An 18,310-nucleotide genomic window follows, 5' to 3' on the forward strand; every position below is an offset into this window, starting at 1 on the left:
TGCGCCTGGTGTTCAAATTGGTATCAAGCTAAATCTGGCAGATGCGGTGTTCTGACCTTGGGTTCACCGCCCCACGTGACTGGGCAACCCTGAAGGTGGTTGCGGCAAGGGTGCCGGGGAAAATTTTGGAGTGCGGTGGCAACTGCCGGGGAAAAAGGGGCGGCAGGCGACACCACTTTGGATTTCAACGCGCCAGCCATGATTCTTCAACCGCCATCGCCTAGCGCCACGAGTTCAGGACTTGTTTGGACAACAATAAGAGCGTTAGGACATTCATCCAAAGCGGCGTCGTGGCCCCTGCACCCCCGCCTTGCCGCACGCACTCCAAAATCGGTGACGGCGCGAACTTCAGACTGTGCTTGGTCATAGGCGAACCCCATTTTCGTTTCCGGCCCTAACCCCGCCGCAAACTCGGGCGGCGCACCGCGAAAAACCGGGGCTCGACCTCCAAAACCAGCCAGCGGACTTCCAAAGCTCGGAAGTCCGCTGCCTGCGTTACGAAGTGGACCTCGAAAACCATCCAAAAACGTCAAAAAATGAGGATTTTCGACTTTAATGGCGGGCGTTAAAGTAATCTCTGGCACCCATTCACGGCCTATTTCGCTCCCCTCCTGATTATGGGACTTTTTCGGGTTTATCGGCACCACGGAGGATTCGCTGATCAAGGGTTTTGGCCAGATGCTGTAGGTTGCTGTCCTGCTCCCAATGGGTGGTGTCATTCATCGCGGCGATCCGCACCTTAAAGTTTCCCCTGCGAAACCACAGCGTGGCACCGGTGCTATTTGTAGCCTGGTAAAAGACAGCGGCATCTCCAAGATCGTTAACTGGAGCCTTTCGATACTGATAGGACGCAAAAGTCAGCAACTGCTCAAAGCCCGCCCTCAGTTGCTCTTTGTTCCGGTAACGTTCTATTTGAACCTCGTAAAGGCATGACCTGTTTGTGTTCTGAAAGGTGAAGTGAGTATTGCTCCAGCCGCTGACCGCGTGCTCCGGGCCTTCCACCGTAGCACGGATTTCCTTCTTGAACGAGTCCGGGAATGGCGAGGCAGTATGCAAAATCTCGGAAGGTTGGCTGAGCGGGTCGAATAGCAGACCGATCTCCCGCTTCCACGCAGGCCCCAATGCTTCTTCACTTGGAAGCATCGCTAATACGGACTGCGGATCAGAGCCGGCAGTTGCAATTTCCGGTTTCCCATGAAGCAGCGGATCGTGTGGACGGACAACCTGACAAGCCACGGCAAAGGAGATCACGAAAACGAACCCAATGACTATCTTCGTTTTCATAATGAATTTGACAAAATATAGAGTGAACGGCTCGGCCATTAACGCGTCGGAGCCACTACTACGCGAAAACCGCAGTTGCTGCGCTTAGCGTTGGGCAGGCTGCTATTGCGGAAAGAGGCGAGTAAATCCCTGGAATAATAACCACCCCAAGATCCACCCCGCAACACCCGGTATTGTTGTTTGGCATCAAACCAATCCTCGCACCATTGCCATACGTTTCCGCCCATGTCATACAATCCAAACTGATTCGGTTTAAAGCTCCCTACTGGTGAGGTCCCCGGATAGGTATCCACATGCAGTGATTGATCGTAGTTCACCACGTCCTTTGGCGGCGGCCAATGGTTGCCCCACGGATAGACATCTTGAAGTTTTCCGTTCTTATCGCTTGGCGTGCCGTCGCCTTCCTGATCCCCAATCCCCACCGCATAGCTCCATTCCGCATCCGTCGGCAACCGATACTCCAGCCCGGCTCCCAGTCTCCCTTCGGCTCGCTCTTTTTGGCTCAACCATGCGCAAAATGCTTTGGCATCGTGCCAACTAACATACGCCACCGGATGGATCATATCTTTATCATTCATGAAAGGCTGCATTCGATTCCAATCTATGCGGGGATTGGAATAATGCCCGTAATCCTGCACCCGCACGTCCCAGATACAAAACAGAACCTTGGTACCCGGCACCATCACGAATGGCATGCCAAGGCTGTTGGTGCGGTGTTCGCCCGGTTGCAATTGAGTTCTGGCAGTCGTCCAGAGTTGGGACCTTGCGCACCCGCTTGTCCAAATGAGGATGGCAGCCAACACGATTGACCAGAAGATATTCCGCCAAACTGGGAGCCGTGCTTTCATGATATGGTAAACTACCAGCGTCATGGTTAAAAGGCAAGTCGGATGAACCAGCCGGATGAACCAGGGCTGCATCAAGCGCGTTGGTGCGACAAATAATTCGAGGTGGGCAAGGTCTGTGGTGCCGTACCCCCTCACCTGTTTCCTCTCCCTCGGGGAGAGGATTGCATTATCCGGCTGAGGGAATCGGCTTAACGGATTCACTTTCTTGTGGGTAATTCCGCTGCCATGGGAACACCCGAACCGCCGCTTCCAGCTTGAACCAAACCGAGCCTGAGGCAGCCCTATCCCCTGTTGGTTTTGTTGGGAACCTTGGGTTTGGCTTTGGCCAACGCCTGCATTCGGACCCGTGCCCGCTGCACGTGCCCCAGATGCAACCTGGCGGCGATCCATTTTATCGTCAGGGTCGTCTCCCTGCGCAAGCGCACCGCCAAGGCCAGCTTCGCCGGATCACTCTTATGGCGACGCTCCAAGTCCGCTTCCTTCCATTTCAAACGCTTCAATTCCTTGGCAATGATTTTCTCGGCCTGGTGCTCCGCCGCCTCGCTCCGGAGGCCGCCCGCATGATGTTCCCCCACCTGCCCCGTGATCCGGGCCAGCACCTGCTGCCGAAACTCCTCGCTGCCCAAACACCATCCGTGCCGCACCGGGCCCCATTCCGCGCCGTCATCTGCTTGCTTGCGCCGCGCCTCCATCCGCTGTTCGAAGGCTTCCCGGCCCTTGGCATTATGTAATCGTGGCAAGACCGCCAAACGCAAAATGAAGTGACCGCCTAAAAAACCGAGTGTATGCTGAGGGGAGGCTAAATTTGTGGAAACGAAAATATAAATGAAAACCGTGACTTCGCAGAGCGCGTACGATTTCAATCGTCGTTCGTTCTTCCGTACGGCGCTGACCGGCGTGGCCGGTGTGGCGACGATGCCGCCGTTGACGCAGGCGGCGGACGCGCCTGCCGCCAACCGACCGGGCGGCTATCTCGAAGCGGCGCGCGAGCTGCCTTTGCGCGCGGATGCGGACGTGGTTGTTTGCGGCGCGGGCCCGGCCGGCTGCGCGGCAGCCATCGCCGCCGCCCGGGCGGGAGCGCGCACGCGGCTGTTCGAGGTGCACGGCTGTCTCGGCGGCGTCTGGACGGCAGGGCTGCTCACGTACATCTTCGACTTCGACAAGCCCGGCCTCACCCGTGAACTGGTGAAGAAACTGGATGAACGGGACGCGCGGCGTAGTAAAAATCCCAGCCGCTTTGTCTATGAGCCGGAGGCGATGAAGCTGTTGATGGAGGACCTGTGCGTGGAGTCCGGCGTGAAGTTTCAGCTTCACACGCGCGTGGCGGCCGCTTACCGCGAAGGGCAACGTCTCACCACCATCGTCACCGAATCAAAATCAGGCCGTGAGGCGTGGGCGGCACCGGTGTTTATTGACGCGACGGGCGACGGCGATCTCGGTGCGCAGGCAGGTTGCGAGTGGGACATCGGCCAGGCGAAGGATTGTCCGTGCCAGCCCCTGACCATGAATGCGCTAGCCGTGGTAAAGGATGTCCAGGCGATCGGGAAATATATTTCCTTCAACGGCACCGATGAATTCACCGGGCCGGGCGGACATCTCGCTTGCGTGGAAGCCTTTAAGGGCGAGCTGAAGCGCGCCGGCGTCGAGACCTCTTATGGGCACCCGACCATTTTTCCTGTGCGCGATAACCTCGTCATGTTGATGCTCAATCATGAGTACAACATTCTGGCCAACGATAGCGCGAAAATCACGGAAGCCACCGTCCGGTCACGGGCGGAAATCCATCGCGTGGTCCGGGCGCTTCGTTCACTCGGCGGCGTGTGGGAGGGGCTGCAAGTCGCCGCCACGGCGGAGCAGATTGGCGTGCGCGACGGGCGGCGGATTCATGGGCGCTACACGGTTACCAAGGCGGATTTGCTCGCGGGTGTCCGGCAACCCGATGCCGTCACACGCGCGACCTTCGGCGTGGATATTCACGCGGAGAGCCGGGAGAAAAACCGGAACGAAACAATTTCGCACGGCGGCTTCAAAACGAAACCCTATGATATTCCCTTGCGCGCACTCATTGCGAAGGATGTGGACGGCCTGATGATGGCGGGCCGGTGCATCAGTGGCGATTTCATTGCCCACGCCAGCTATCGCGTGACCGGAAATTCCGTGGCGATGGGTGAAGCTGCGGGTGTCGTGGCGGCGATTGCCGCCAAAAGCAAACGCCTGCCGCATGAAGTGGAATGGCGCGAAGGGGCGGAACAACTGGCGAAACTCTGGCAACGAACCTGACATTGGTGGGCGCATGGAACCGAACAGCTCAATGCGTCCCACCTTGAATCAAATTCATTCAAAAACGCGACTCCACCAAGCGCACGGTCCCGGGCATTCCGCCCAAGGATCAGAATAAACCCTTCGCGTTGTTTGAAGATAAACTCAGAAATCCAAAAACGGGAGATAAACAATGAAGTTCCATGTTCGTAAGTTTCTTGGTGATCGGGGCATCGGGTTCGTTGAGTCTGGGTGAGGAAGCGGTGTAATTCGATGGCCAGAGGGTGTTTTTTTGGGTTTCCTGGTAACCTCCCGTCCAGTTTGACCGTCTATAAAATTTGACATCCCCAACGAATTGGGAAAGATTGTGGCATTAGACCATAACGGCACGACGACCATTTTATGCAACCATTAGCAAAAAACGCTTTCGGGAGAGGAAATCTTATGAAGCCGCTTCATTTAAACTGTCTGAAACGAATGTTATGGATGGTGATTGCGGTCACCTTTGTGATGTTATCGTTAACGAAATCGCACGCCACGATCTTGACGGATGATTTTAAGACTACGAACACCGCCATGAATAGCACCAACGTGGCGGGTGGCACTGGATGGGCGATGCCTTGGATATCTGGTTCCAGCCAGACGAAAATCAACACCTCTGCCAGCATCGCCTATACCAACGGAGGCTATAACATCACCCAGGAAAGTGCGAGTGGCATGTTTTATACCTCCACACCCATAGGTGCCTCCATGCGCGGTGGGGTACGCTCCAATTCGGTGCCTTTGACCGGCACGGTCTGGTTCTCAACCCTGATGACCAATTCCGCCACTTCGCAGTCTTATATTCACGTTAACTCCGCAAATAACGGCACCGGTGGCACATTAAATTATAATCCCTCCAGTCAGTATAATATTGGCATCATGAGCAACTCGTTTGTGGTAGGATATGGTTATAACAGTGCAAATAATAGCGTAGCCAGTTTTAATTTTACACCGAGTAACAACGTTGTATCTGGTTCACATTTGATCCTGGGCCGCATCACCTTCCAAGCCGCCGGCAATTTGGATCGGATCGAAGTCTGGATTGACCCCACTCAATTAACCAATCTGCCAAGTCCGCTATTCTCAGAGGTGACACGGGATATCGGTGCTAACCTGTTTATTGTGGGTGTGGCGGCCAATGGAAATTCGGCAATTGACGCCATCCGCTTCAGTGATGGCGGCGGTGATCCAGTGGTGGCGTATTATGAAGTCACCGGCACCACCAATTTAAACAGCGGCGGCTTTTCAGTCATCACCAGCGATGCACAGGCCCAAACCGTAGGTTGCGGCGATACCGCAAACTTCAGCGTCACCGCCAACAATAGCCCGCTGAGCTATCAATGGTATTTCAACGGCGCGGCCATCGGCGGCGCAACCAACAGCATGTTGACGCTGCCGGGAGTCACGGCGGCTTCGCGCGGTTATTACTCGGTGGTCGTGTCCAACGTTGTGGGCCTTACCCCGGGCATGGCGGCCCTGCTGACCGTTACGAATTGCAACTTGGATCTGGTCTGGCGCGGCGGTGCAGCCGGCAACCCGAGCACTTGGGATTCCGGTGCGACGAACTGGGCCCCTTCAACCAATCTCGCACTGCGCCTGCCGTTCGGCAACGGAGATAGCGTGACCTTCACCAATGGGACGACGTATCTGTCTGTGTCGGTGACTGGTACCAATGCCCCCAGCCGTATGACTGTGGTGGGTGCCAGTAATTACGTCTTTGCCGGAGGTGTCATTGCTGGGCCGGGACAAGTGAGCGTAAATGTCAGCAACCAAGTTAGCTTCAATAACACCAATACCTACACCGGCGGCACCATTCTGAGCAACGGAAACTTCTTTTTCTATACTGGCGGTTTGCCGGGTGACTCCACCGTGTATGCCGGGCAGTTCGTTGCCAATTCACCTGGTACGTATGCGGGGAATATCAACAACATTGGTGGCAAAGTGGTGACGACCTCTGGGCTTGCGGGGACGGCTACTCTCGCGGGAAGCATCTCAGGCACCGGGGTGGTGGAACCGCATGGTGGTACCATGGTGCTTGCGGGTACTAACACCTATACCGGTACCACCCTGCTCACCGGCGGTAAACTGGTGTTGGCGGCTACCGGCTCGATCTCCAATACCCCCAGCATTACCCTCCAGGTCGCCACCAACATTCTGGATGTGAGCGCCGTCAGCGGGTTTACCCTGAATGGCCAGATGCTTGCGGGCATTGGCTCGGTGGTCGGCAATGTCAGCACGCGCGCCGGTTCCTCTCTCACTCCGGGCGCGACTGGCGCGGTCGGTACTCTGACTTTCAGCAACAACCTGACCCTGACCGATAGCGCGTTGAATTACGACTTCGGCTATGTGACCAACGAGGCGGCCAACGACTTGGTACTCATGACGGGCGGGACCCTGACGCTGAACGGAACCCTCCTGGTGCTGCCCAACATGCTCAGTTATCCTGCCAATGGCACGTACATCCTGATCCGGGGCTTCACTGGCACCGTACAGGGCAGTGGCTCGGTAGCCACCCCCCCGGCCTTCTCGAACCTTTGCCAGAGCGTCACCTTCGATCTCTCCCAGCCCGGAGTGGTGCTGATGAACATTACGGTCCGCCACCAATCCCTCGTCTGGCTGGGGACCAATGGTCCCGCCTGGGATCTCAAGCAGACCACTAACTGGTTCAACACCGCTTCATCCGCCGCCGATGGGTTCGTGCCCGGCGATTCCGTGGTGTTTAATGACAACCCGACGAATGGCTCCGTGACCCTGACGACCTCGCTCGGACCGACGGCGCTCACGGTCAATAATACCAACCTGAGTTACATATTCTCGGGCAGCGGCAAGCTCAGTGGACCGATGGCCTTGAACAAAAATGGTTCTGGAACTTTGATCCTGACCAATACGGGTGCCAACGACTATATGGGAGGGACGTTTATTAATGGCGGACGCCTCATAGCTGGTCTCAACCACTTGCTGGGTGATGTTTTGGACAACGGGGCGCTCATCCTCACCCCGGCGGCGGCGGGAACGTTCACCAACAATGTCAGCGGCTCCGGTTCACTCACCAAGTTGACGAGCAACAGCCTGAACCTCTACGGCAGCAACAGCTATTCCGGCCCGACCTATATCAGCACCGGTGGCGGCACCAGCGGCGTGTCCATCACCAATGTGCAGGCGCTGGGTAATTCCACCAGCATCATCGTCAGCAACAACGCCTTCTTGAAACTCATGGGTTTTGTCAATGTCTCCAATAAGGCCATCAGCATCACGGGCAGTGGCGATAACCAGGGGGCGTTACAGGCGGGCGGCACCAATATCTGGGATGGCCCCATCACCCTGGGAGTGGACCAAACGCGGGTGGGCGGCGTCACGGGCTCCGCGCTCACCCTGAGCGGCCCGATTGATTCGGGAACCAATATCTATGGATTGGCCGTCCGCCATGCGGACAATAACGGGCAGGTCATCCTCAAGGGCACCAATACTTACAAAGGAGGATCCTATATGGTAGTCGGCTGGACAAAACTGGCGGGTGGCGATAATCGCCTGCCTACTGGCTCGCCCGCGGTATTCGGCAACGCTGCCAATACCGGTAACGCGACGCTGGATCTGGCCGGCTTCAATCAACAAGTGTACGGGATGGGTTCCGTGGGAACCACGATGCCGATGCTGGTCACCAATAGCGCCGGCACCTTATGCACCCTGACGGTTAGTAACGATGTGACCGCACCCAGCACCACTCGCGCCGCAGTGATCGGCGCCATTGCCTTCGTCAAAAACGGTAGCGGCAGTCAGACCCTCACCGGCACGAGCACCTATAGCGGTGGTACCGTTGTCAATGCCGGCACCTTGTTGATGAACGGCAGTGCGACCGGCGCGGTCTCCGTGGCGGGTGGTGCCCTCGGCGGCACCGGTAAAATCGTTGGAACGGTCACGGTCCAATCGGGTGCCGGGGTGACGCCTGGCAACGGATTGGGCAATCCCGGCACGCTGACGGTGTCAAATACGCTGACGCTGAATGGCGGCAGCAGCCTGTATTTGGATCTGGCCAATAGTACTGGTACCACCACGAACGACTTGGTCAACCTGGCTGGCAACCCGCTGGTTTTAGGTGGCACCGTCACCGTGCTGCCGAATCTGATCAACGGCTACCTGACCAATGGCACGTACACCATTATCAGCAATGCCGCCTCCATTTCTGGCGATGTCCCCACCTTGCTGGTGCCGGGCGCGGGTTTTGCCAGTGCCTGCCGCAGCGTCACCTTCTCCACCAACACCGGGGTCGGGCCGTACAACGTGTATCTCACCATCAGCGGCGCCAATCAATCGCTGGTGTGGCAGGGCAACCATGGTAATAACTGGGATTTGCTCGTGACCACCAACTGGCTTAACACGGGCTCCTCGAATCCGGATGTTTTTGCCCCGGGGGATGCGGTGGTGTTCGATGATACGGCAGTGAATGGCAATGCCAGTTTAACGACTGTGCTGCAACCCGCCTCGGTGGTGGTGAATAACACCAATCTCACCTATCTCTGGTCGGGCAGCGGCAAGTTAAGCGGCACCTCCGGCCTGACTAAAAATAGTCCGGGGACCCTCATTGTCGCCAACAGCCTTACCAATGATTACACCGGTGCCACCGTGATCAATGGCGGCACCCTTCAGGTCGGCAACGGCGGCCCGGCCGGCAGCTTACCCGGCAGCATCACCGACAACGGCATGCTGATTTATAACCGCAGCGATGATCTGACCATCAACTCGGTGATCCAGGGAGCGGGCAGTCTGACCAAGGTGGCGAATAACAAGCTGGTGCTGGGAGCGACCAATACGTACACGGGCCCGACGACGAATGCCTCCGGAACCCTGGAAATAACGACGGCGAGCGTGCGCAATGACATTGTGAACAACGGCGTGCTCTCCATCAATCAGGCGGCGGATGGGGTGTTAACTAATAACATCAGCGGCAGCGGCGCGTTGTCGAAACTGGCCGGCAATACGATCACGCTGGCTGGCATCAATACTTACGGCGGTTCCACCCTGGTGGGTGCGGGCACTTTGCTGGTGACCAATTCGGGTGCTATGGGGGTTAGCACCAGTGCATTTATCACCAATAACGGTGCTATCAAGCTGAACGACGGTGTGGTCATCAATGCGTCAGCCAGCTTGCTGGGGCCCACTTATGCGTCCTTTGGCGCCTTGCAGGCCAACACCAATGCCGCGTGTGCTTGGAATGGCCCCATCACTTTGGGCGCTGATCAGGCGCGCGTTGGCACGCTGGCCGGCGGCACGTTGACGCTGGGCGGTGTGATTGATTCCGGGACGAATATCTACAGCCTGATGGTGCGCAATGCCGATACCAACGGCGTGGTGATCGTCACCAACGCCAGCACCTACAAGGGGTGGTCCATGGCGTATGTTGGCACCACGCGTCTTGGTGGCGGGGATAACCGGTTGCCAGTCGAGGCGGTGCTTTCCATTGGCAATGGGGCGAACCAGGTGAGCGGTATTCTGGACCTTGCCGGTTACAATCAGCAGGTGGCTGGCTTGACCAATCAGGGGACCACGATTCCGATCTGGGTGACCAATAGTTCGGCCACCCTATCCACTCTGACGGTGAGCAATAACACCGCCAATACCTATGCCGGCAAGCTGGGTGGCGCTTTGGCCCTGACCAAACTGGGCACCAACACTCTGACGCTGAACAGCACCAACGAGTACACGGGGATTACCGCCGTCAGCAATGGCACCCTGCTGGTCCAGGGCAGCATACCCGGGGCCGCGACGGTGGCCGCTGGCGCGCTGGGCGGCAACGGCTCGGTTGGCGGTCTGGTGGACGTTTTGCCCGGGGCCGCGTTGACTCCGGGTAACGACCTGGGCAGCAAGGGCACCCTGACGCTTTCCAATGGCCTGATACTGGAGAATGGAGCGAATATTGCTTTCGACCTGGCCAGCAATACGGCTATCACCAACAACGATCTGATCAACCTCGCGGGCAGCGCGTTGACCTTGAATGGAACCGTAACCATCCTGCCTAATTATCTTAACGGCGTCCCGGGCGGCGGCACCTACACGATCATCAGCAACATCAGCTCGATTACCGGCGATGTGCCCACTTCGTTTGTGACCACTCCGGGGCTCTCGAACCTTTGCCAGGGGATCGCCTTCTCCGTGAGCGGCAGTGGTCCCTATGAAGTGGTCATGACCCTGACCGGCGTTCGCTCCCTCATGTTTTGGCAGGGGACCAATGGAAATAATTGGGACTTGGGAGTGACCGCGAACTGGCTAAACATAGGCACGATGCTGGGCGATGTCTTCCAGAGCAATGATGCGATCCAATTTGATGATACATCTACCAACGGCAATGTGCTGCTGCAAGGATTGTTGACCCCGAAAAGTATCGCTGTGATCAACACCAATCTGAATTACACTTGGACGGGTGGTGGCATCAGCTCGGTGGGTGCGCTGTACAAAACGGGCACAAACCGACTCACGTTGCTGGCCACCACGAACACGTATGCCGGCGGTGTCGCGCTCAACGGTGGCACGCTGACCGTTGGCAACGGCAGTTCCCTTAGCGGCAATCTCACTGCCACCAATGGCACCCTGCTGGTGGATACAGGCGGGGCGTTGCTCAGCGTCAATGCGGCGGTGAACGGGGCCACCTTGGAAGTCACCGGGGGCGGTAGCCTAACGGCTGGTACGCTGATTGTCGGCCAAAATACGGCTAATAGCACGAATAGTGTCCTCGGCGGCAGCACCATGTCGGTGGGTTTCGGCTCCACGAATGACTTAATTGTGGGCTATCGCACCATCAATACCAACGGAGCGCGTGCATACATGGATCTCTCCGCCGCCGGCAGCTTGGTGGCCAATGTTGGAAAGTTATGGGTCGGTTACAATACCGATGTGAACACCGTTCAGGCAGCAAGTGGCAGTTTGCTGCTGGCGACCAATAACAACATTACCGCCACCAATATTACCATCGGGCATGTCACAGGTGGCGGTGGGTTTAATAATACGCTGGTCAACGTGGTGACGTTCGGGAGCGGCAGCAACCTGGTTACCACACCCAAAATGGTGGTGGGCAGTTTGAAGAGTTCCGTCCGGATAACGTTGAATACCGGGGGCACCCTGATCCTGAACAATGGCACCAACCGCACGGATCTCACCATTGGGAATAACGCCATTGATACCTCTGCCACGCCCACCAACGTGGTGGATCTCAGCGGCGGCATTTTTGAAGCCAGCCTGAACACGCTCCTGGTGGGCTCCAAATCCCTCGGCTTGGCCGGTTGCGAGTCCGCCTCCATGATCCTCAGCAGCAATGCCGCCAATAGCATCAATGTGAACAGCATCCTCTTGGGCAGCTTGTCCGCAGCCACGGGCGCCACGTCCTATGCCATCGGCACGCTCTCAGTGGGACAGGGCACTCTCACTGTGAATTCCAACGTCACCCTGGCTGCGCTGACCAGTGTCGGCAGTGCTTATGGAACGTTAACCCTCAACGGCGGATCGGTCAGCATGGGGGGAGATATCCTGAAAGGCTCGGCCAGCAATACCGCGAATGCCGCTTTGATTCTCAATGGCGCGACGCTGGACCTGCGGCCGGCCGGGCGTACCACGAATGGCGTCATCGGCAGTGCGACCAGTCCGATCACCACCAACCAGTTCCTCAGCGGCACGCTTCGCAATGTGGGCGAAGTCAACGGCGGCGGGGTGGTGATCAAGACTGGCACCGGAACGCTCATCCTGGATGGCACCAATACCTACACTGGTCTCACGATTGTGAGCAATGGTACGCTGGTAGTTAGCGGACTCCTCGGCACGAATGCGGTCGTGGTCGGTGGTGGCACCTTGAGCGGTTACGGCACCCTCAACGGGGCGCTGAATCTTCAGAGTGGCGGCACGCTCAACCTGGGTACCAATCTGGGTGTGCTGACCATCAATAATAATGCCACGCTGGGCGGCTTTACCGTGCTGAAAATCCGCAAGGCCGGCGCCACGCTGGCCAATGATCGCCTGACAGGCATCAATGCGCTGACCCTGGGCGGAACACTTACCGTCCATGCGACCGGCGACCCGCTGATTGCCGGGGATGCGTTCAAACTGTTTGATGCCACAACCGGCAGTGGCAGCTTTGCCACGTTCAATCTGCCATCGCTGACGACCGGGCTGACTTGGGATACTAGCCAGTTGCACACCAGTGGCTCCTTGGCGGTAGTGGCCGTCGCCGCCATTACCCAAGACCCGCAACCGAATGTTCTGATCACCGGCGTGGGCTCCAACGCCACTTTCACGGCGATTGCTACGGGCACCGCGCTCCATTACCAATGGTACTTTAACGTCAACACGCTCATCCCCGGCGCCAACACGAATTACCTGGAGTTGGTGAATCTGCAGACCTCCAACGCGGGGATTTACACCTTGGTGGTGACCAACATTACTGGTGTGGCCACCAGTGCTCCGTCCACCCTGTTGGTGACCAACCACGCCGCCGCGCCGTCTGGTCTCGGGATCACTCCGTCACCAACCAACGCGGTGGCGGTGAGCAACGCGGTGAGCTTTACGGTGTCGGCCTCGGGATCCGCCCCGCTGTACTATCTGTGGTACAAGAACTCGAACTTTGCGGCGGCGGTTAGCACCTCCATCGGGGTGACCAATCCGGCGGTGTCCTGTGCCAATGACAACGACTACTACAACGTCATCGTCAGTAACGCGCAAGGCACCGCCAGTGCGGGACCGGTGTACGTGCGGGTGACGGATAGCAATGCCCCGGCGTTCACGGTAGCGGTCGTGGCCACCAACGTGACCTTGATGAAGGGGACGAACTTCAGCCTGCCGGCGATTGGGCTGGCGGCCAACTGCCACCTGGCGACGTACCGGTGGTATGTGAATACGACGAACCTGTTGGCGGGTCAGACGACCGCGACGTTGAGCCTGACGGAGGTGAAGCTCAATGATGCGGGCACCTATACGGTAATCGCCTCGAACCTGAACGGGCTGTCCGTGATTGGCACGGCGGCGGTGGTGACGGTGCAATACGTCGTGGAAAACCCGGGGATCACGGTGAGTGGGGAAACCTTCCAGACGACGGTGAATGCGGAGTTGGGTCGGGCGTACTGGTTGGAGGCGCGGGAGAGCCTGACCACCGGCACTTGGACCTTTGTGCTGGGGGTGACGAATGTGACCGGCCCGCAGGTGTTGCAGGACGCGGCGGCGGCCGGCCCGTACAAGTTCTACCGCATCGGTAGCGCCCTGGCACAGTAATCTGAAAAGTATAATTTGACGCCCATGCCCTCGGGGAGAGGAACTCCTTCGCCCCCAAGGCGGGAGCACCAGCATAGAAAAACCGTAATTCTTCGCCGGCGCAGAGCGAAACACGTGCTGCAAATTATCCAGGGCGGTTTTTTGGATCTCGGTCCATCCTTGACTCTCTTCGCTTGGCGCGTTAGAAACGCGCCACATTATTAATGCATGAAACCCATGCCGTTGGTCAGCCTGTTGATTCCTGTGTATAACGCCGTGGCTTATCTCGGCGAACTGTTTCCTGCAATCCAGGCGCAGACCTTCAAGGAGTTTGAAGTCATCATTGTGGATGACGGGTCCACGGACGATACCGTCAAGGGGATCACGCCGTTTTTGTCGGACCCCCGGATTCAACTGCATCGCTCCTCGAAAAATCATGGGCTCGCTTTTAGCTGGAGAATGCTGCTGGAATTGGCCCGGGGGGAATACTGGTGCGCGGTTGGCGCGGATGACATTCTGGAACCGAACTTCCTGGAGCAACGCGTGACACAACTCGCAGCCAGCTCGGATGCCTGCCTGCTCCATGGGCGCGCCAGATTGATCAATGAGCATGGGACGGTCTTTGAAGATCCCATGCCGCTGCCACCGCTGCCGCCGTTAATGGAAGGCCGGGAGGCGCTGAGCATGTTGCTGCAACATAACATCATCAACCAGAATTCCACGCTCGTGCGGATGTCGGCGACCCGTTCGGTGCTGGGGCACGCGATGACGGCCTGGCGGTTTTCGCCGGATTGGGCCTTGTGGTTCCTGCACGCCGCCACCGAGCGGCCGCTCCTGTTCGATCCCGAACCTTGCGTGCGCTATCGTATTCACAGCCAATCGTTGACCGGCGCAGTCAGCCTGAGCGCCATGCGCCGGGCCGAGGTGCGCTTGACCCCGCTTTGCGCGTTAAGCGCGGCGGCGGCCTACTCGGTTTCCGCCCGGTTACTGTGGATGCAATGGCGCGAGGCGTTGTATGCCTTGTGGCTGCGGCGTGCGTTTGCCCTCCGCAAAGAACAATATGCCCTGGAGGATGCGCTGCAACTGGCGGCTTATGCCTTCTACGGCACCAATAAAGGCCGGATCACCCTCGCGGGAGAAATGGCGCGGCATGGCATTTCGATCGTGCGTCATCATTTCCTTGAGGAAAGCGCCCGCAGCCGACAGCGGTTCAAGGCGTGCGGCCTGGCCCAGGTGGATCATCCATTATTTCATCAGTAATATGAGCATAAAAAATATTTATAGAGCGCAACGTTTAAATGGGTGGATCATGGCCGCACTGGTGGCGATGCTGGCCGCCATGTCCCAAGGTCTTGCGCAAGAAGCCAAATCCGCCGGGAAGGTCGCCCATCGCTTTTTAAAATGCGGTTGTGGCGGTCAATCCGTGGCCATTGTCGGCAAGGATGGAGCCATCGAATGGGAATACAAAACCGGCGATGAATGCAGCGACGCCTGGATGTTGCCCGGTGGAAACATCATTTACTCTTTCAAAAAAGGGGTGCGGGAATTGAAGCCGGACAAATCCACCGTTTGGGAATACTTGGCGCCCATTGGCGCGGAAGTGCATTCCTGCCAGCCCTTGCCGGAGGGCCGGTTTTTACTCGGAGAATCGTACAATGACGGTTCCAGCCAGCTTTATGAAATGGATCGGGAGAAAAAGATTCACCAGACCATCAAAATTCAAGGGGGTGGTAACGCGCACAACCAGTTTCGGCAGGTGCGCAAGACCCCGCAAGGCACCTATCTGGTCACCTACCAGCGCGGGGGTGGCAAGGCATGCGAGTACGATGTAAACGGCAAACTGCTTCGCACGTTTCCGCTCGGACGTTATGTGGCGGTGCGGCTGCCCAACGGCAACACCCTGATTACCGGCGGCGATGAGCATCGCATTATTGAGGTGGATGCGGCGGATAAAATCGTCTGGGAACTCAAGGCGGAGGATGTGCCGGGGAACAAGCTGGCGTTTAATGCGGGCATCCAACGGCTGCCCAACGGCAATACGGTGGTGGTGAACTGGCTTGGCCATCTCAAAGAACGCAATCAGCCGCAGGTGTTTGAAATCACCCGTGATAAAAAAGTGGTTTGGGAAGTGAATGACAAAAAACTGAACCTTATTTCCAGCATCCAAATTCTGGATGAGGACGTGAACCAGGATATTTACCGGTTATTGAGGTGAAGCGGGTTGGTCGGCTGCATCAGGCGAACAATCTGGTTTACTACCGCTTCCGGCGGGATGGAACGAAGGCACTCCATGGTGGTCGGCCAGGCACATTCACCTTTCATGCATGGGACACACGGCAAGTGAGATTGCAGGACATTGTTTAATTGACCATAAGGACCGGTCCTTCGTGGCTCGGTAGGACCCAGCAAGGCGACAATGGGGCGTCCAAGCGCGGCGGCGACATGCATGGGCCCGGTGTCATTGGTCACCATGATTTCACCCCAGCGAATCCATTCGATCATTTCCGCCAAGTTGGTTTTCCCGGTGAGGTCGCGACAATGCTCCGGAGCAACTGCCGCAATGGTCTGTCCCAGTGCCTGATCCTCCTTGGAGCCTAAAATCACGAAAAATGCGTGATTTTCACGCATCCTAATCCGGCGGACCAATTCGGCGTAACTCTCCGCTGGCCAGCGTTTATTATTCCAGCGGGCACCGGGCACCAATACAAAACGCCGACCCTCGGGCGGATGCCATTTTTGCTGGAATTCCGCCACCACTTTAGGACGTGGTGGAAGCCATATAAAGTCTTTATGGAAAGGTACTTTAAGGTGTGGTAACACGGCCAGATACCAATCCACCGCATGGGTGTGCCAAGAAGCCCGGCGAACCGCAATATCGTAGAATCCGCGCGCTCCTTCCCGGGCGTCATCGAGTCCGATGGTCAATCCACCATTGCTCAACCACGCAAAAATACCACTTCGCGCCAAGCTCTGGAGGTCAATCACCCAATCGAAATGATGCTGCCGCAACGTTAGGATTGATTGACATAACATCTTCCAATTACGTGGTTTGGCAAATCCGTGGCGATCAAAAACAATGATCTCTTGAAGGTCGGGATCGCCCTCCAGTAAGGGTAAAAGGTCTTTCTCCAACCACCAATACACCTGACTATCAGGAAGATGCCGCTTGATTAACCGGAGGACCGGCAGGGCTTGAATAACATCGCCGAGCGAACTGGGTTTAAGAATGAGAATTTTCACTCAGCAGACCCCCGGATTTCGATCACGCTAAGGAAACCACCCGGTAAAGGGTGAAAATCCTCAATTTATTTGCCATAGGCAAGGCGTTCGGCCAAACGTTCCGGCAATCCCGCCTCGCGAATCTTGCGTTGGGCGCTGGCGATATCATAATCCAACCGGCGCAATTCAATGGTGCCTTCGGTCATATCATACACCACGTAAGCGGCCTTGGGGTTGCCGTCGCGCGGCTGCCCGATGCTGCCCACATTGACAAAGTACTTGCGGCCGGGTTCGATTTTGAACTTGGAGTAGGTGCCACCGCGCACCATGGTGTCGCGCACAAAGGCCACCGGCACATGGGTATGCCCAAAGAAACAAACGTTGGTGTTTTGATAGGTAAAACTGGCGGCGGCAGCCAGTTTATCAAAGACATATCCCCAGCGTTGGGGAACATCCAGCGTGGCGTGGACAATGGTAAAATTGGCGATTAACCGCAGGTATTTCAGGTCCCGCAGCCAGTTACGGTCTTCTTGGGTCAGTTGCAGACGAGTCCAAAGGATGGCTTCCGCCGCTTGCGGGTTGAAGCCCTCGGTGTGTTCATCCACCGAGCAATATTCATCATGGTTCCCCTTGATGCAAGGGATAGCCATGGCGCGCACAATATCCAAGCACTTCTTGGGTTCGGCACCATAACCAACCACGTCGCCAAGGCAGACAACTTTGTCGCATTTCTGCGCCTGGATATCATCCAACACCACCTGGAACGCATCCAAGTTCGCATGGATATCCGCTATGATCGCGTACTTCATTGTTCAACCCAACCATTCAACCAATAATTTGGAAACCGCGCAAGGTGCCAGTGGCACTCTCCCAGCGCGTGTCTTCGGACCGGATAAAACTCCCAACTTCCGAGTCACGAATTGCTTGCAAAAAGGCATCCAGCTCTTCACGAGTGCCTTCGGCCACCAATTCTACGCGTCTATCAAGCAAGTTTCGTACCGTTCCCGTAACTTCAAAACCAGTCGTCAGCACTTTCACGGCGCAGCGAAAACCCACACCCTGAACGTGCCCGCCATAATACACACTTACCCGCTTCCTTTGCATGAGAAACGTTTCAATAATGTCACTTTCACGTTTGTTACGGCAACATCAAGCCACAAGCCGGGCCATTCGTGCAATAGGAAAGTGCGGGAAAGTGATTCAAAACCAGTGCGGATATCCGATTTCATAGCTGAGGGAGCCCAGACCACTTTATTCCAAATCGCTATCAAGATGAGGCATGGTCCGCAACCAATAACTCCAAACTCCCAGCTTCTATCATCTGGCTTCCATCTTCCGTTCATAATTTTTTTGTCCGAAAATATTTTTGCCATGTTCCTCTTCCCCCATTTTTCTGGTGCAGCCTTCGATCTTTGACAGGCCAGCGGGTGCAA

Annotated in this window: 11 protein-coding genes; 4 read left to right on the plus strand and 7 right to left on the minus strand. The window is 56.8% G+C overall.

Annotation, left to right across the window (positions count from 1 at the left end):
- Positions 1-615 precede the first annotated feature (615 nt).
- From WCO56_22805 to WCO56_22815, 3 genes are all read right to left on the minus strand, one after another.
- Complete coding sequence (locus tag WCO56_22805) at positions 616-1,284, minus strand: hypothetical protein (protein ID MEI7732419.1); 669 nt, start codon at positions 1,282-1,284, stop codon at positions 616-618.
- A gap of 38 nt (positions 1,285-1,322) precedes the next feature.
- Positions 1,323-1,979 carry an SUMF1/EgtB/PvdO family nonheme iron enzyme gene (locus WCO56_22810; GenBank protein ID MEI7732420.1) on the minus strand — a complete coding sequence of 219 codons (657 nt, stop codon included), beginning with the start codon at positions 1,977-1,979 and terminating at the stop codon, positions 1,323-1,325.
- A gap of 434 nt (positions 1,980-2,413) precedes the next feature.
- On the minus strand, positions 2,414-2,872 hold the full coding sequence (locus WCO56_22815; GenBank protein MEI7732421.1) for a hypothetical protein: 459 nt from the start codon (positions 2,870-2,872) through the stop codon (positions 2,414-2,416).
- Between the two features lie 85 nt (positions 2,873-2,957).
- Here WCO56_22815 and WCO56_22820 point away from each other — a divergent pair, with 85 nt between their 5' ends.
- The 4 genes from WCO56_22820 to WCO56_22835 all read left to right on the plus strand — a co-directional run bounded on the left by WCO56_22820 (position 2,958) and on the right by WCO56_22835 (position 15,873).
- Positions 2,958-4,412, plus strand: coding sequence for an FAD-dependent oxidoreductase (locus WCO56_22820; GenBank protein MEI7732422.1), 1,455 nt, complete (start codon positions 2,958-2,960; stop codon positions 4,410-4,412).
- Between the two features lie 423 nt (positions 4,413-4,835).
- Entirely contained in the window at positions 4,836-13,679 is an 8,844-nt protein-coding gene (locus WCO56_22825; GenBank protein ID MEI7732423.1) for an autotransporter-associated beta strand repeat-containing protein, read from the plus strand.
- Positions 13,680-13,886: 207 nt separating this feature from the next.
- A complete protein-coding gene (locus tag WCO56_22830; protein ID MEI7732424.1) occupies positions 13,887-14,918 on the plus strand; it encodes a glycosyltransferase in 1,032 nt (343 codons plus the stop codon).
- A 49-nt stretch (positions 14,919-14,967) separates the two neighbouring features.
- Positions 14,968-15,873, plus strand: coding sequence for a hypothetical protein (locus WCO56_22835; protein ID MEI7732425.1), 906 nt, complete (start codon positions 14,968-14,970; stop codon positions 15,871-15,873).
- Here the strand turns inward: WCO56_22835 and waaF are convergent.
- From waaF to WCO56_22855, 4 genes are all read right to left on the minus strand, one after another.
- Complete coding sequence (gene waaF / locus WCO56_22840) at positions 15,855-16,898, minus strand: lipopolysaccharide heptosyltransferase II (GenBank protein MEI7732426.1); 1,044 nt, start codon at positions 16,896-16,898, stop codon at positions 15,855-15,857. The genes WCO56_22835 and waaF overlap by 19 nt on opposite strands.
- Before the next feature lie 65 nt (positions 16,899-16,963).
- Positions 16,964-17,686 carry a metallophosphoesterase family protein gene (locus WCO56_22845; GenBank protein ID MEI7732427.1) on the minus strand — a complete coding sequence of 241 codons (723 nt, stop codon included), beginning with the start codon at positions 17,684-17,686 and terminating at the stop codon, positions 16,964-16,966.
- A gap of 16 nt (positions 17,687-17,702) precedes the next feature.
- Positions 17,703-17,981: an acylphosphatase gene (locus WCO56_22850; protein ID MEI7732428.1), complete on the minus strand. Its 279-nt coding sequence runs from the start codon at positions 17,979-17,981 to the stop codon at positions 17,703-17,705.
- The coding region (locus WCO56_22855) for a hypothetical protein (protein ID MEI7732429.1) at positions 17,963-18,310 on the minus strand (348 nt) is incomplete at its 5' end. The genes WCO56_22855 and WCO56_22850, both read right to left, overlap by 19 nt.

The sequence above is a fragment of the Verrucomicrobiota bacterium genome, from assembly GCA_037139415.1.
GTDB lineage: Bacteria > Verrucomicrobiota > Verrucomicrobiia > Limisphaerales > Fontisphaeraceae > JBAXGN01.